The organism is Phenylobacterium sp., from assembly GCF_013911965.1.
Taxonomy (GTDB): Bacteria; Pseudomonadota; Alphaproteobacteria; order Caulobacterales; family Caulobacteraceae; genus Phenylobacterium.
The window spans coordinates 73,619-87,961 of the sequence record NZ_JACESE010000009.1 but is presented as its reverse complement, the minus strand read 5'-3'; the positions used below and the strand labels follow the sequence as shown (position 1 = coordinate 87,961).

Here is a 14,343-nt window from a genome sequence, read left to right as displayed (position 1 = left end):
GTGCGGCCTTCGACGGACAACAGATTGAATCGCCTGGAGAGTCGTGACGCCTGCGGCGGCCTGCCGCATGATCCAAACGGACTATGCCGACCGCCCGTGCGGCCGGCCGGGGCCCGGGCGCCTTGCGAAGGCCCTTCCCGCGTGGGAAGTCTCAGGCCTCAAACAATTGTTTTAAGCCATTAGGGAGAAGGCGCATGAAGGCGGCTGTCTATTACGAGAACGGCGGTCCCGAGGTCCTCAAGTACGAGGAGATTCCCGACCCCACCTGCCACCCCAAGGGCGTCATCATCCGCGTCGAGGCCATCGCCATCGAGGGCGGCGACACCCTCAACCGCTGGCGCGGCCCGCTGATGACCAATCCGCATGTGGTCGGCTACCAGGCCGCCGGCGAGATCATCGAGGTCGGCGAGCAGGTCACCAATGTGAAGGTCGGCCAGAAGGTCGCCACGGTGAACAACTGGGGCAGCCATGCCGCCCTGCGCTCGGTCCCGGCGCGCAACTGCTGGCCCATTCCCGAGGGCTTCGACGTGCGCAAGGCCGCCGCCATCCCGGTCACCTTCGGCACGGCCCATGACTGCCTGTTCGAATTCGGCCGCATGAAGAAGGGCGAGACCGTGCTGGTCCAGGCCGGCGCCTCGGGCGTGGGCGTCGCCGCCATCCAGCTGGCCAAGCGCGCCGGCGCGGGCCTGATCCTCGCCACCGCCTCCTCCGACGAGCGGCTGGAGAAGCTCAAGCGCCTCGGCCTCGACCACGGCATCAACTACACCCGCGACGACGTGGTGAAGGAGGTCAAGCGCCTGACCGACAACAAGGGCGTCGACGTGGTCGTCGATTCCGTCGGCGGCTCGACCCTGCAGGGCTCGATCAACGCGCTGGCCTATCGCGGCCGTGTCTCCATGGTGGGCGCAGCGGGCCGCGAGCCCATGGTGGTCGACGTCGGCTCGATGATGGGCGGCAACCGCTCGCTCTCGGGCGTCTTCCTGGGCGCCGAGATCGGCACGGACCGCGTGCACGACAACATCCAGCAGCTGATCGAGGACGCCGCCAGGGGCGAGCTGGAGGTCGTCATCGACCGCGAATTCCCCCTGTCGGAAGCCGCTGCGGCCCACGCCTACATCGAGAGCCGTCAGGCCGTCGGGCGGGTGGTGATGGTCCCGTAAGAGGGCCGGAAACGAAAAGACGAAGCGAGGAGGACGCCATGCCCCGGGCCAAGGCCAACGGAATCGAGATCGAGTACGAAACCTTCGGCCCGGACGACGCGCCGGCCGTCCTGCTCATCAACGGGCTGGGGTCGCAGATGACGCGATGGCCCGCGCCCTTCTGCGAGAAGCTGGTCGCCCGGGGGTTCCGGGCGATCCGCTTCGACAATCGCGACGTGGGCCTCTCGACCTGGTTCCAGTCCGGCGACCGCTACACCCTGTCCGACATGGCCGCCGACGCCGTCGGGCTGCTGGACCACCTGAAGGTCGGCCGCGCTCACATCGTGGGCGTCTCCATGGGCGGCATGATCGCCCAGACCGTCGCCATCGAGCATCCTGATCGGGTGCTCTCGCTGACCTCCATCATGTCGGCCACCGGCGCGCCCGGCACGCTGGACTCCACGCCCGAGGCCGCAGCGGTGCTGAACACGCCGGCGCCCGACCCGGCGGCCGACGAGGAGGCCTTCGTGGCCCATGGCGTGCGCAATGCGCGCGTCATCGGCAGCCCGGCCTACCCCTGGGCCGACGCGCCCCTGCGCGAGCGCGTGCTCTCGGACATGCGCCGGGCCTTCAATCCCAAGGGCGTGCAGCGCCAGCGCGGCGCCATCGGCGCCAGCGGCGACCGCACCGAAAAGCTGAAAACGCTGAAGGTCCCCACCGTCGTCGTCCATGGCGAGGCCGACCCCCTGGTGCCCCTGGCCGGCGGGCAAGCGACCGCCGCGGCGATCCCCGGCGCGGAACTTCGCATCATCCCGGGCATGGGCCACGACCTGCCGGAGGCCCTCTACGACACCTTCATCGACGCCATCGCCGACGCCGCTGCGCGCGCCGGCTGACGCCATTCCAGAACCCGCATTCCGAAGGAGAGATTCATGGGACGTCTCGAAGGCCGCTCGGCCGTGGTCACCGGCGCAGCCAGCGGCATCGGCCGCGCCAGCGCCGCCCTGTTCGCCAAGGAAGGCGCCCGCGTCGTCTGCGTCGACCGCGCCGACGCCGTCGAGGAGACCGTCGCCTCCATCAAGGCCCATGGCGGCCAGGCCGTGGCCATGACCGGGGACGCCGGCGACGAGGCCTTCGTCCAGTCCTACATCCAGCGCGCGGTGGACGAATTCGGCGGGCTGGACGCGGTCTACGCCAACGCCGGGATCACCGGCGGGCCGACCCCCTTCTTCGAACTGACGCCTGAGATCTGGACCGAGGTGCTGCGCATCAACCTGATCGGGCCGTTCCTGGCCATCAAGCACGCCACCAAGGTGATGATCCCGGCCGGCAAGGGCTCGATCATCTGCACGGCCTCGGTGGCCGGCATCCGGTCGGGCGCCGGGCCGGCCTCCTATTCGGCCTCCAAGGCCGGCGTCATCAACCTGGCGACCACGGCGGCCAACGAGCTCTACGGCACCGGCGTCCGGGTCAACGCCATCTGTCCGGGCCTGATCGAGACCGGCATGACCAAGGGGGTCTTCGACTTCGCCCGCTCGCGCGGCAGCGAGGACAAGATCGGCCAGCTCAATCCGCTCAAGCGCGCCGGCGTCCCGGAGGAGATCGCCTATACCGCCCTCTTCCTGGCCAGCGACGACTCCTCCTACGTCAACGGCCAGGCCATCGCCGTGGACGGCGGCCTGTCGTCGTCGCACCCGGTGGGCAAGCGCCAGGGCCCGCGCTAGACGGCGCCGGCCGGGGGCGCAGGGCCTTTGCCTTGCGCCCTGTGCGGCGTTAGAAGCGGCGCTTCCGTTTCTTCGCCAGCTTCAAAGCCAGCCCAAGACCCAACCAGGACCCATGGCCGGACATTCGAAATTCAAGAACATCATGCACCGCAAGGGTCGCCAGGACTCGATGCGGTCGAAGCTGTTCTCCAAGCTTTCGCGCGAGATCACCGTGGCGGCCAAGTCGGGCCTGCCCGACCCGACGATGAACGCCCGCCTGCGCCTGGCCGTGGCCAACGCCAAGGCCGAGTCCATGCCCAAGGACAACATCGACCGGGCGATCAAGAAGGCGTCGGGCGCCGACGCCGAGACCTATGACGAGGTCCGCTACGAAGGCTTCGGCCCCGGCGGCGTGGGCGTGATCGTCGAGGCCCTGACCGACAACCGCAACCGCTCGGCGGCCAATGTGCGGGCCATCTTCGCCAAGAACGGCGGCAATCTGGGCGAGACCGGCTCGGTCTCCTTCATGTTCGATCGCGTGGGCCAGATCGTCTACGCCGCCGCCGTGGGTTCGGAAGACAAGGTCATGGAGGCCGCCATCGAGGCCGGCGCCCAGGACGTGGAGTCCGACGAGGAGACCCACACCATCTTCACCGCCTTCGAGGACCTGTCCGACGTGGCCCAGGCGCTGGAGGCCGCGCTCGGCGAGCCCAAGTCCACCGCCATCGCCTGGCGGCCCAAGACGCTCACGCCCGTCGAGGGCGAGCCGGTCGGCACGCTCATGAAGCTGATCGACGCCCTGGAAGAGGACGACGACGTCCAGAACGTCTACGGCAACTACGACGTCTCCGACGAGGACGTGGAAAAGTACGCCGGCTGACGGCTTTCGGCGCGGGCCGGGGAAGCTCGGCCGCGCCTTCTGCGTTCTCCTGGAATGGAGGCGCTCGACAAGTTCATCCTGCCGGTGATCGGCGCCGTCCTGGCGGGCGGGTTGATCGGTTTCGAGCGGGAGTATCGCGGCCGGCCGGCGGGTTTTCGCACCCACATCCTGGTCAGTCTCAGTTCGGCCCTGCTGATGCTGGCCGCCGTCCACCAGATGGAGTGGATGGAGAACGCCACCGACGAGATCATCCGCATCGATCCCGTCCGTATGGCCCACGGCATCCTGACCGGCATCGGCTTCCTCTGCGGCGGCGTGATCTTCCGCCAGGGGCTCAGCGTCCATGGCCTGACGACGGCCGCCTCGCTCTGGATCACCTCGGCGCTGGGCACCCTCTACGGCGTCGGCTTCTACGGCCTGGCGATCGGCGGGACGGCGGTGACGGTGGTGGTGCTGGGCGTGCTGCGCTGGGCCGACCGCCACATGCCGCAGCTCAACATCATGGACGTCGCCGTCTGCTACCGGCGGGCCGAGGCGGTCGACGAGAGCGCCTTCCGAGAACTGATGGCCGAGTTCGGCCTGCACACCGGCGCGGTCTCCCAGCGCCTGTGGGCCGGCGACGGCGGGCCGGGCCGGGTGGAGTACCGCGCCACCCTGCACGGCAGCGGCCGGCTCGCCGTGGAGCGACTGGCCCAGCGCCTGCGGGAGGACGGGCGCGTCATCGAATACAACCTCTCGCCCCGCAAGGACTGAGGGCGACAGGCGCCGGCCCGCAGTGATAAGGACCGCCCCCTCATGAGCGTGAAGATCTGGATCGAGACCGAGCACCAGCCGGTCTACCGGGCCGGCGGATTCGCCTGGCTTCGTCACGGCGCCGAGGGGCTGAGCGGCGCGGCCGGCGGGTTCCGCGACGTGGACGCCGAGGATCTGGCGGCGCGGTCGCTTCTGTCGGCGGTGAAGGGCCTGCCGCCCGGCGAGGCCGTCGCCCTGCACCTCTCCGAGCCGCGGCTGATCGAGGGCGTGCGCCAGCTCGGCGCCCGCCGCGCCGCCGGATGGAAGGATGCGGAAGGCGCGCCGCTGCCGGCGGCGGAGACCTGGGAGGCGGTCGCCAAGGCGCTGGCCGGCCGGGGCCTGAGCCTCGCCCGCACCGACCGCGCCGACGCGCGAAAGCCCGCCAGCTTCTGCGCCGCCTGGGCCGAACTCGGGCTCGACCGCGCCAAGTCGCGCGGCGATGTCCAGAACCCGATCCCCCGGCCGAACCTGGCCAAGGTCCCGGGCCTGCCGAAGGGCTGAAGGCCGTCTTAACGCGGGGCTAACCCTGTCCGCGGCCAATAGGGCGGTAGGAACAATCCCCGAACAGACCTATAGAGACGCCATGGCCGCCCTGCGAATCCTCGGACTGGACCCGGGCCTCCGCCGCACCGGCTGGGGGGTGATCGCCGTGCAGGGCGCGCGCATCAGCCATGTGGCGCACGGTGTGATCGCGCCTTCGGACAAGCTGCCCTTCGCCGACCGGCTGCTGACCCTCTTCGAGGAGATCACCGCCCTGGTCGCCGCCCACGCCCCGGCCGAGGCCGCGGTGGAGGAGACCTTCATGAACAACAACGCCGCCAGCGCCCTGAAGCTCGGCCACGCCCGGGCCATGGCCATGGTGGCGCCGGCGCGCGCCGGCCTGCCCGTGGCCGAGTACGCCGCCACCGTTGTCAAGAAGGCCGTGGTCGGCACCGGCGCGGCCGACAAGGACCAGGTGGCCTTCATGATCGCCCGCCTGCTGCCCGGCGCCGGGGGCGCGACGGCTGACGCCGCCGACGCGCTCGCCGTCGCCATCGCCCATGCGCACGCCCGCAGCGCGCGCGACCTGTCGGCGAGGCGGGTGGCGTGATGATCGGACGCCTGCGCGGGACCGTCGCCGAGATCGGCGAGGAGGACGCCCTGATCGACGTCATGGGCGTCGGCTATGTGGTCCGCTGCGGATCGCGCACCCTCTCGCGCCTGCCGCCCGTGGGCGAGGAAACGGTCCTGCACATCGAGACACAGTGGAGCGAGCAGGCGGGCATGCGCCTCTACGGCTTCCCCACGCGGGACGAGCGGCGGACCTTCCTGATCCTGAAGGAGATCCAGGGCGTGGGCCCCAAGGCCGCGCTCGCCGTCCTCGACGTGCTTTCGCCGGCCGAACTGGCCGCCGCCGCCGGCCGGCAGGACAAGGCCGCCGTGGCCCGCGCCCAGGGCGTGGGGCCCAAGCTCGCCGTCCGCATCGTCACCGAGCTGAAGGACAAGGCGCTGACCGACCTGCCCGTCAGCGCTTTCGTACCGGCCGGCGAAACGCCGACGCCGACGCCGGCGCCTTCGGCCGCAGGCGAGGCCGTCGCCGCCCTGATGGGCCTGGGCGTCACCGAGCCCCAGGCCCGCCGGGTGGTCGAGGCCGCCGCCGCCCGCCTGGATGAGGACGTGCAGCCCGCCGCCCTGATCAAGGCGGCGCTGCAGGAGCTCGGCCGGTGACCCGCCTCGTCTCGGGCGAGGCCGCGCCGATGGAAGGCGCCGACCGCGCCTATCGGCCCCAGACGCTTTCCGAGTTCGTCGGTCAGCAGCAGCTCAAGGCCAATCTGAAGATCTATATCGACGCCGCCCGCGCCCGGGGCGACTCGCTGGACCACGTGCTGCTGTTCGGGCCGCCGGGCCTGGGCAAGACGACCCTCGCCCAGATCGTGGCCCGCGAGCTCGGCGTGAACTTCCGCGCCACCTCCGGCCCGGTCCTGGCCAAGGCCGGCGACCTGGCGGCCATCCTGACCAATCTCGAGCCCAACGACGTCCTCTTCATCGACGAGATCCACCGCCTGCCCTCGCAGGTGGAGGAGATCCTCTATCCGGCCATGGAGGACCATGTGCTGGACCTGATCATCGGCGAAGGGCCCTCGGCGCGGTCCATCCGCATCGACCTTTCGCCCTTCACCCTGGTGGCGGCGACGACGCGGGCGGGCATGCTGGCCACGCCCCTGCGCGACCGGTTCGGCATTCCGCTGCGGCTGGAGTTCTACACGCCCGACGAGCTGATGAAGGTGCTGGCCCACGCCGCCGGCAAGATGGGCGTGAACCTGGCGCCGGACGGGGCGGCCGAGATCGCCGCCCGGGCCCGCGGTACGCCGCGCGTGGCCGGCCGCCTGCTGCGCCGGGTGCGCGACTTCGCCGCCGCCGAGGGCGCCGATCCGATCGACAAGGCCGCCGCCGCCCGCGCTCTGGCGCGGCTGGAGGTGGACGAACTCGGCCTCGACAGCCTGGACCGCCGCTATCTGCGGGCGCTGATCGAGAACTATGCCGGCGGGCCGGCCGGGGTGGAGACCATCGCCTACGCCATCGCCGAGGCGCGCGACGCCGTGGAGGACGTCATCGAGCCCTATCTGATGCAGCAGGGCTTCATCCAGCGCACCCCCCGCGGCCGCGTGGCCTGCGCCAAGGCCTATGGCCACCTCGGCCTTTCCGCCCCGCCCCAGCCGCCCGGCGCGGGGCAGGCGAGCCTGTTCGACGAATAGAGGCCGCCTGCGGCTTGACCCGCCGCCCTCACCTGCGGTCAGACCAGACGGACGCAGCAGAGGAGGCGCGGCATGGCCGACAATCCGGGCGAACCCTCGGCGGGCTTCATCGAGGGCCGCGAGCACGTGCTGCCGGTGCGGGTCTATTACGAGGACACCGACTTCACCGGCGTCGTCTATCACGGCAGCTATGTCCGCTTCTTCGAGCGCGGGCGCTCGGACTTCCTGCGGGTGGCCGGCGTCCGGCACGCCGAGCTGCTGGACCGCGAGGATCCGGCCGCCTTCACCATCGTGCGGATGGAGATCGACTTCCGGCGTCCGGCGCGCATCGACGACGCCCTGCAGGTCCGCACGGTCTATGACCGCGTGAAGGGGCCGCGGCTCTTCATCGGCCAGCGCATCCTGCGCGGCGGCGACCTGATCGCCCAGGCCGCGGTGCAGGCCGCCTGCATCGGGATGGACGGCCGGCCCCGCAAGCCGCCGCCAGGCATGGCCCAGGCGCTCGCGCCCTACTTCGCCGAGCCGGAAACGCCGGCATAAGAGCGGCATAGGTGACGCCGGACGTCGCCTGATTCATCTTGCCGTCGGCTGTGCGATTCGGCGCCCGGACGTCCTGTGCGACGGGGCCGGGGCGCCCGATGGACGAAAAACCTGTTCTACCGCCGGGGGTGCGGGCGTGATCGTCATCGTCGGGCGCCTTAAGTTCGCCACCGCCGCGTTTCACTGCACCCTGGGGCGACTCCCTCGCCCGGCCGCCAACGGAGCCCAGACCGAATGGACCCCGCCGCCCAAGCGACCCTGACCGCCGAGAGTTTCTCCTTCATCTCGCTCTTCCTGCGCGCCGACTGGGTGGTGAAGGCGGTGATGATCGGGCTTGGCCTGGCTTCGCTCTTCTCCTGGGCGGTGATCATCGACCGGCTGCTGCGCTTCGCCGCCCTCAACCGCCAGGCCGACCGGTTCGAGGACGAGGTCTCCTCCGGCCGGTCCCTGGAGGACATCGCCCAACAGGCCGGCGAACGTCCCCGCCACGCCCTGCCGCGCATGCTGCAGGCCGCCCTGCGCGAGTGGCGGGAGGCCCGCGCCAAGGGCCTGTCGAGCGACACCCAGTCGGCCCTGCTGATCCAGCGCATCGATCGGGTGATGGATTCCATCATCGCCCGCGAGACCGCACGCGTGGAGGAGGGCCTGCCCCTGCTGGCCATCGTCGCCACCGCCTCGCCCTTCATCGGCCTGTTCGGCACCGTCTGGGGCATCATGAACGCCTTCCAGGAAATCGCCATCCAGCAGAACACCAACCTGACGGTGGTGGCGCCGGCGATCGCCGAGGCCCTGTTCGCCACCGCCATCGGCCTGGCCGCGGCCATTCCGGCCTATATCGCCTACAACAAGTTCTCCTCCGACGCGGGCCGCTACGCCGGCCGGCTGGAGGGCTTCGCCGACGACCTCGCCACCGCCATCCAGCGGCGGCTGGCCGAGCGGGGCTGAGCCATGGCGCTGTCGGCCCACGACGCCTATTCCGCCGGCGGCGGCCGCCGCCGACGCCGGGGCAGCCGCAGAGGCGCCCTGTCGGAGATCAACGTCACGCCGCTGGTCGACGTGATGCTGGTGCTGCTGATCGTCTTCATGGTCTCCGCCCCCCTGCTGACCGTGGGCGTGCCGCTGGAGCTGCCCAAGACCGAGGCCAGCGCCATCCCCGACCAGTCCGAGCCGCTGACCGTCTCGGTCCGCGCCGACGGGACCATCTTCATCCAGGAGGAGGAGACACCCTTCTCCGCCCTGGCGCCGCGCCTGGTGGCCATGGCCGACGGCGCGACCGAACGGCCCATCTATGTGCGCGCCGACGGTCGGGCCTCCTACGCCACGGTGGCCCAGGTCATGGCCGCCCTGTCGAGCTCGGGCTTCACCTCGATCAACCTGCTGACGGATACGGGCGGCCCGTCCTCGGGCGGCGACCAGGCCGCGCGCTAGGGACGCCGCCATGCGCCGCGAGCGGTCCCCACTCACCACGGCCCTGATCGTTTCGGCCATCGCCCACGCGGCGGTGATCGGAGCGGCCCTGATCCCGTGGCCCTGGGCGCGTGAACTGAAGGTCGGCGCCGTCGTTCCGGTCAACATCGTGAGCAACATTCCCGCCAATCCTCGGCCGGCCGTGGAAGGTCCCCTCGAGCAGCCGGCGCAGACCGAAAGCCCGGAGCCCGACGCCCCGCTGGAGGCGCCCGCCGCCGCTCAGCCGGAGCTCGCCGAGCCTCAGCCTCAGCCTCAGCCGCAGCCGAAGACCCCGGCGCCCCGGCCGGCGCCCGCGCCCAAGCCCGCCCCGGAAAAGGCGCCGCCGAAGAAGGCCGAGCCCGCCAAGAGCCCGCCGGCCAAGCCCGCGCCGGCCAAGAAGGAGAGCGGCCTCGACCTCGACGCCCTGGCCGACAGCCTGAAGGGCTCGCAGAGTTCCTCGGCCTCGAAAGGCCGCAACCGGCCGGAGACGGCGCGGGAGGCCCGGAACACCAGCGGCTCCGGCGTTTCCGGCGCAGCCATGTCCGGCCTGGCCGAGGAGCTGCAGCGGCGCTGGAACCCCAATTGCGAGGTCGACGGCGCCCGCGACGTGCGCGTCCGCGTGACCTTCCGCCTGAGCAGCGACGGCCGCGTGGTCGGCGACGTCGAGGCCGGCGGCCAGGAGCGGTCCTCCGATCCAGTGGTCCGCGCCGCCGCCGAACGCGCCATCCGCGCCGTCTATGGCGCAGCCCCCTTCACCACCCTGCCCCGCGAGTTCTACGGCGCCCCCATCGTCGTGAGCTTCAACGCCGCCCAGGCGTGCGCCGACAACTGAGGAGTTCGAGGCCGATGCGATTGAAGAGCCTGTTTGCGGCCGTCCTGGCCGCCGTCCTGTCGGTGGGCGCGTTCGCCCTGCCGGCCCGCGCCCAGATCGAGGTGGACGTCAACCGCGGCGACGTCCAGCCCCTGCCCATCGCCGTGCCCGGCTTCCGCGGCGAGCGCGGCGCCGAGATCGCCCAGGTGATCACCAGCAACCTGGAGCGGTCGGGCCTTTTCCGCCCCATCGACCAGGCCGCCTTCATTGAGCGCGACCTCGACATCCGCTACCAGCCGCGCTTCGGCGACTGGAAGACGATCAACGCCCAGGCCCTGGTCAATGGCGAGGTGAGCGTCGATCCCACCGGGCGGCTGACGGTCAACTTCCGCCTCTGGGACGTCTTCGCCGAGCAGCAGCTCCTGGGCATGCAGTTCACCTCCACCTCGGAGAACTGGCGGCGCGTGGCCCACAAGATCTCCGACGCCGTCTATGAGCGGTTGACGGGCGAGAAGGGCTATTTCGACACCCGCGTGGTCTTCGTGGCCGAGAGCGGCGGGCGGATCGACCGGGTCAAGCGCCTGGCGATCATGGACCAGGACGGCGCCAATCCGAGCTACCTGACCGATGGCTCCTATATCGTCATGACGCCCCGGTTCTCCTCGACCAGCCAGGAGATCACCTACATGGCCCTGCGGCCGGAGGGGTCGTCCATCTACCTGTTCAACCTGGAGACGGGCCGCCGGGAGACGCTGGGCAACTTCCCGGGCATGGTCTTCGCCCCGCGCTTCTCCCACGACGGGGGCAAGGTGGCCTTCTCGGTCGAACGCAGCGGCAACACCGACATCCACGTCATGGACCTGCGCAGCCGCTCCTCGAGCCGGCTGACCGCCGACCCCTCCATCGACACCTCGCCCTCCTTCTCGCCGGACGGGGCGCAGATCACCTTCAACTCCGACCGGGGCGGCAGCCCGCAGATCTATGTGATGAACGCCGACGGGTCGGGGGTGCGGCGCATCTCCTTCGGTTCGGGCCGCTACATGACGCCGGTCTGGAGCCCGACCGGGGAATACATCGCCTTCACCAAGCAGGAGGGCGGACGATTCCACATCGGCATCATGCGTCCCGACGGGTCGGGCGAGCGCCTGCTCACCTCCTCCTATCTGGACGAAGGCCCCACCTGGGCGCCCAATGGCAGAGTTTTGATGTTCTCCCGTGAAACGCCCGGCGGCCCTCCGCGTTTGTGGACCGTCGATGTGACGGGACGCATCGTCCGCCCGGCTCCCTATCCGCAGTCCGGATCGGATCCGGCGTGGTCGCCGTTGCTCAACTGACAAGTGAATATAGGAGAAAGGCTTGTCCGATCTTGGCTTCCATAGCACTAGCCAGTTAAATCGGTTCAGCCTGCAGTGATTTCGGCGCTTGGCGCGCCGCGTGTTGGAAACCTAGCCAAGGAAAAGACTGAGTGATGACCTCCAGCCTCACCACCCCGCGCGTTGCGAAGTTTGCGCTCATCGCGCTCGCCGCCGCTTCGGTGACCGCCTGCGCCTCGCGCCCGAAACCCGAGCCCGCCACGCCCACCCAACCCACGCCGCCGCCGGCGACGCAGCCGGGCACGACCACCCCGCCGCCGCCGGTCTCCCAGGGCCCGCTTCCGGGCACCATGCAGGACTTCGTCATCAACGTCGGGGACCGGGTCTATTTCGACTTCGACTCCTACGCCGTTCGCGCCGACGCCGAACCGGTCCTGGCCGCCCAGGCCGCCTGGCTGAACCGCTATCCGTCGGTCATGGTCCGCATCGAAGGCAACGCCGACGAACGCGGCACGCGCGAATACAACCTCGCCCTGGGCGCCCGCCGCGCCAACGCGGTCCGCGACTTCCTGGTCTCGCGCGGCGTCTCGGCCAGCCGCATCACCACCGTGTCCTACGGCAAGGAGCGGCCGATCGATCCGGGCACCTCGGAAGCCGCCTACCAGCGCAACCGGAACGCCCACACGGCGATCATCTCCGGCGCCCGCTGATCGCGCGCGCCGTAGCCTGAGGAGAGCTGAGGGGACCCTTCGGGGTCCCCTCTTTGCTGTCCGGCCCCTGGCCAGACCGCGCCGCGCCCGCCATTCTGCCCTCGTCCACCGCCGCAATTTCGGCTCTCGCGCCCGCTAGATGCAGATCATGACGCCCAATCGCCCGCTCCTTTCCGCCGCCCTCGTCCTGATGATGAGCGTCTCCGGCGCCGCGCTCGCCCAGACGCCGATGGACGACCCGCTCGACGCCCGCGACGCGCGTCGCGTGGACCGGATGGAAAAGGTGGTGCGCGAGTTGCGGGCCATCGTCTTCCAGGGCCGCGACACCGGCCGGCCGGTGGTCGTCCAGCCGGCGGAAACCGATTACCGGCTGGAGGAGCTGAACCGCCGCGTCTCCGACCTTGAGGCCGTGCTGACCCGGCTCAACGGCCAGATCGAGACCACCAATTTCGAACTGCGGCAGCTGAAGGACAAGAACGCCGCCCTGGAGAGCCAGCTGAAGGGGCTGACCGACCGGCTGAACGCGCTCGAGGCCTATACCGGCGCGCCGGAGGTGACCGGGACGGGCGGCTCGACGCCGCCCCCTGGCCTGGGCGCCACGCCGGCCCCCGTCAACGCCCCCCCCAGGGAAGCCTTCGACCGCGCACGCGGCCTGATGCTGAGCGGCGACTACGACGGCGCCGAGGCGGCCTTCGAAGGGTTCGTCAGCCGGCACGGGGACTCCAACCTCGCGCCGGAGGCCAACTACTGGCTCGGCAAGACCCTGGTGGTGCGCGGCGCCGATGGCGAGGCGGCCAGCGCCTTCATCAACGCGATCCGCGGATGGCCGGCCACGCCCTGGGCGCCCGACGCCGTGCTGGAGCTGTCGCGGTCGCTGATCGCCCTCGACAAGGCCGCCGACGCCTGCCAGGCGCTGGGCGAGCTCTCGCGCCGCTATCCCAACGCCGCGCCCTCCATCAAGGCGCGCGCGTCGGCCGCGCGCACCGAAGCGCGGTGCGGCTGACCCAGGGCCTGCGCCCCGACCTCCAGACGGCGATCGGCGCCGTCCTCGACCGGCGCCTGTCGCGGACCTCCGCCGCGCCGGTCTGCGTCGCCTTCTCCGGCGGCGGCGACTCGCTCGCCCTGCTGATCGCCGCCGACGCCTGGGCGCGCGGCGTCGGCCGCGACCTGCTCGTGCTGCATGTCGATCACGGCCTGCAGGCGGACGCCGCCGACTGGGCCCGACGCTGCGCGGACGTCGCCCGCCGCCTGGACCGCAGGTTCGTTCGCCGGGCCTGGTGCGGCCCGAAGCCCCCCCGCGGGCTGCCGGCGGCCGCGCGCGCCGCCCGACATCGCCTGATCGCCGAGGCCGCGCGAACGGCGGGCGCCCGCGTCGTACTGATGGGCCATACGGCGGACGACCTGGCCGAAGCCGCGGCCATGCGGGCGGCCGGGTCGAGCACGCCCGATCCCAAGGTCTGGGCGCCCAGCCCCGTCTGGCCGGCGGGACGGGACGTCTTTCTGCTGCGTCCCATGCTGGGCCTCCGTCGGGGCGAGCTGCGGGAGGCGCTGGTCGAGGGCGGCTGGTCGTGGATCGAGGATCCGGCCAACGCCGACCTCGCCTATGCGCGGAGCCGCGCGCGCCGGCAGCGACCGGTCCCGTCGGCGGACGCCGCGCCCCGCCCCGACCCGAGCGGTCTGGCCCGTCAGACCCGGGAGCCCTGGCCGGGCGTTCTGAGCCTTCCGCGCGCCGCCCTGCGGCGGCATCCGGCGGCCGACGTGTTCGTGGGCGTCGCCGCTTTGTGCGCCGGCGGCGGGAGCCGGCCGCCGGCGCCGGCGGCGCGGCGACGCCTGGCGGAGGCTCTGTCGGGCGAGGGGCCCGTGGCCGCCACCCTCGCCGGGGCGAGAGTCGCGGCCGACGCCGAGCGGGTGCTGTTCTTTCGCGAGGCGGGCGAGGCCGCGCGCGGCGGTCTGGCGTCCCGGCCTCTCGCGCCGGGCGTGACCGAGGTCTGGGACGGCCGCTTCGAGATCGAGGCTCAGGCCCCGGGCCTGTGCGTGCGTCGCCTGGCCGGCGTGGCGCGGCGGCTGCCGCCGGCGGCCCGCACAGCCTTGCAGGAGGTCCCCCAAGCCGCACGGGGCGCCCTGCCCGTCTGGGCGAAGGCGGCCGACCCTCTGGCGGTCAGCGTCGACCCCGCGCTTGCGCGCGCCACGAGCCTCGTCCTGCCGCGCCTGCAGGCCGCCTGCGGCCTGATCGACAGGGAACCGGTGGCCGCGCGCACGGCTTAGGCTATCTTC

Annotated in this window: 17 protein-coding genes; all 17 read left to right on the top strand. The window is 71.5% G+C overall.

Annotated features, from left to right (window positions below; genetic code table 11):
• Positions 1–194 precede the first annotated feature (194 nt).
• The 17 genes from H2041_RS10925 (at position 195) to tilS (ending at position 14,334) form a co-directional block, all read left to right on the top strand.
• A complete protein-coding gene (locus H2041_RS10925) occupies positions 195–1,160 on the top strand; it encodes a zinc-binding alcohol dehydrogenase family protein (protein WP_293412545.1) in 966 nt (321 codons plus the stop codon).
• A 38-nt stretch (positions 1,161–1,198) separates the two neighbouring features.
• Positions 1,199–2,035, top strand: coding sequence for an alpha/beta hydrolase (locus tag H2041_RS10920; protein WP_293412543.1), 837 nt, complete (start codon positions 1,199–1,201; stop codon positions 2,033–2,035).
• Positions 2,036–2,071: 36 nt separating this feature from the next.
• Positions 2,072–2,863: an SDR family NAD(P)-dependent oxidoreductase gene (locus tag H2041_RS10915; RefSeq protein ID WP_293412541.1), complete on the top strand. Its 792-nt coding sequence runs from the start codon at positions 2,072–2,074 to the stop codon at positions 2,861–2,863.
• A gap of 112 nt (positions 2,864–2,975) precedes the next feature.
• Positions 2,976–3,722, top strand: a complete 747-nt coding sequence (locus tag H2041_RS10910; RefSeq protein ID WP_293412539.1) for a YebC/PmpR family DNA-binding transcriptional regulator — start codon at positions 2,976–2,978, stop codon at positions 3,720–3,722.
• 54 nt (positions 3,723–3,776) lie between these two features.
• The gene (locus H2041_RS10905; protein WP_293412537.1) at positions 3,777–4,475 is read left to right on the top strand and encodes an MgtC/SapB family protein; all 699 of its coding nucleotides are present in this window, start codon (positions 3,777–3,779) and stop codon (positions 4,473–4,475) included.
• 42 nt (positions 4,476–4,517) lie between these two features.
• The gene (locus tag H2041_RS10900; protein WP_293412535.1) at positions 4,518–5,015 is read left to right on the top strand and encodes a hypothetical protein; all 498 of its coding nucleotides are present in this window, start codon (positions 4,518–4,520) and stop codon (positions 5,013–5,015) included.
• 82 nt (positions 5,016–5,097) lie between these two features.
• Positions 5,098–5,604, top strand: a complete 507-nt coding sequence (gene ruvC / locus H2041_RS10895; RefSeq protein ID WP_293412533.1) for a crossover junction endodeoxyribonuclease RuvC — start codon at positions 5,098–5,100, stop codon at positions 5,602–5,604.
• Positions 5,604–6,221 (top strand): Holliday junction branch migration protein RuvA, encoded by a 618-nt coding sequence (gene ruvA, locus H2041_RS10890; protein WP_293412712.1) that lies wholly within the window; start codon positions 5,604–5,606, stop codon positions 6,219–6,221. The genes ruvC and ruvA overlap by 1 nt, the downstream gene beginning before the upstream one ends.
• Positions 6,218–7,249 (top strand): Holliday junction branch migration DNA helicase RuvB, encoded by a 1,032-nt coding sequence (ruvB, locus tag H2041_RS10885; RefSeq protein ID WP_293412531.1) that lies wholly within the window; start codon positions 6,218–6,220, stop codon positions 7,247–7,249. Before ruvA ends, ruvB begins: the two co-directional genes overlap by 4 nt.
• 72 nt (positions 7,250–7,321) lie before the next feature.
• Positions 7,322–7,789 (top strand): YbgC/FadM family acyl-CoA thioesterase, encoded by a 468-nt coding sequence (locus H2041_RS10880; protein ID WP_293412529.1) that lies wholly within the window; start codon positions 7,322–7,324, stop codon positions 7,787–7,789.
• 234 nt (positions 7,790–8,023) lie between these two features.
• The gene (tolQ, locus tag H2041_RS10875) at positions 8,024–8,734 is read left to right on the top strand and encodes a protein TolQ (protein ID WP_293412527.1); all 711 of its coding nucleotides are present in this window, start codon (positions 8,024–8,026) and stop codon (positions 8,732–8,734) included.
• A gap of 3 nt (positions 8,735–8,737) precedes the next feature.
• Positions 8,738–9,217: an ExbD/TolR family protein gene (locus tag H2041_RS10870; RefSeq protein ID WP_293412525.1), complete on the top strand. Its 480-nt coding sequence runs from the start codon at positions 8,738–8,740 to the stop codon at positions 9,215–9,217.
• Positions 9,218–9,227: 10 nt separating this feature from the next.
• On the top strand, positions 9,228–10,067 hold the full coding sequence (locus H2041_RS10865) for an energy transducer TonB (RefSeq protein WP_293412523.1): 840 nt from the start codon (positions 9,228–9,230) through the stop codon (positions 10,065–10,067).
• A 14-nt stretch (positions 10,068–10,081) separates the two neighbouring features.
• Positions 10,082–11,380 carry a Tol-Pal system beta propeller repeat protein TolB gene (tolB, locus tag H2041_RS10860; RefSeq protein ID WP_293412521.1) on the top strand — a complete coding sequence of 433 codons (1,299 nt, stop codon included), beginning with the start codon at positions 10,082–10,084 and terminating at the stop codon, positions 11,378–11,380.
• 134 nt (positions 11,381–11,514) lie between these two features.
• Entirely contained in the window at positions 11,515–12,069 is a 555-nt protein-coding gene (pal, locus tag H2041_RS10855) for a peptidoglycan-associated lipoprotein Pal (RefSeq protein ID WP_293412519.1), read from the top strand.
• A 148-nt stretch (positions 12,070–12,217) separates the two neighbouring features.
• Positions 12,218–13,072 (top strand): tol-pal system protein YbgF, encoded by an 855-nt coding sequence (gene ybgF / locus H2041_RS10850; protein ID WP_293412517.1) that lies wholly within the window; start codon positions 12,218–12,220, stop codon positions 13,070–13,072.
• A complete protein-coding gene (tilS, locus tag H2041_RS10845) occupies positions 13,063–14,334 on the top strand; it encodes a tRNA lysidine(34) synthetase TilS (protein WP_293412515.1) in 1,272 nt (423 codons plus the stop codon). Before ybgF ends, tilS begins: the two co-directional genes overlap by 10 nt.
• Positions 14,335–14,343: the final 9 nt, after the last annotated feature.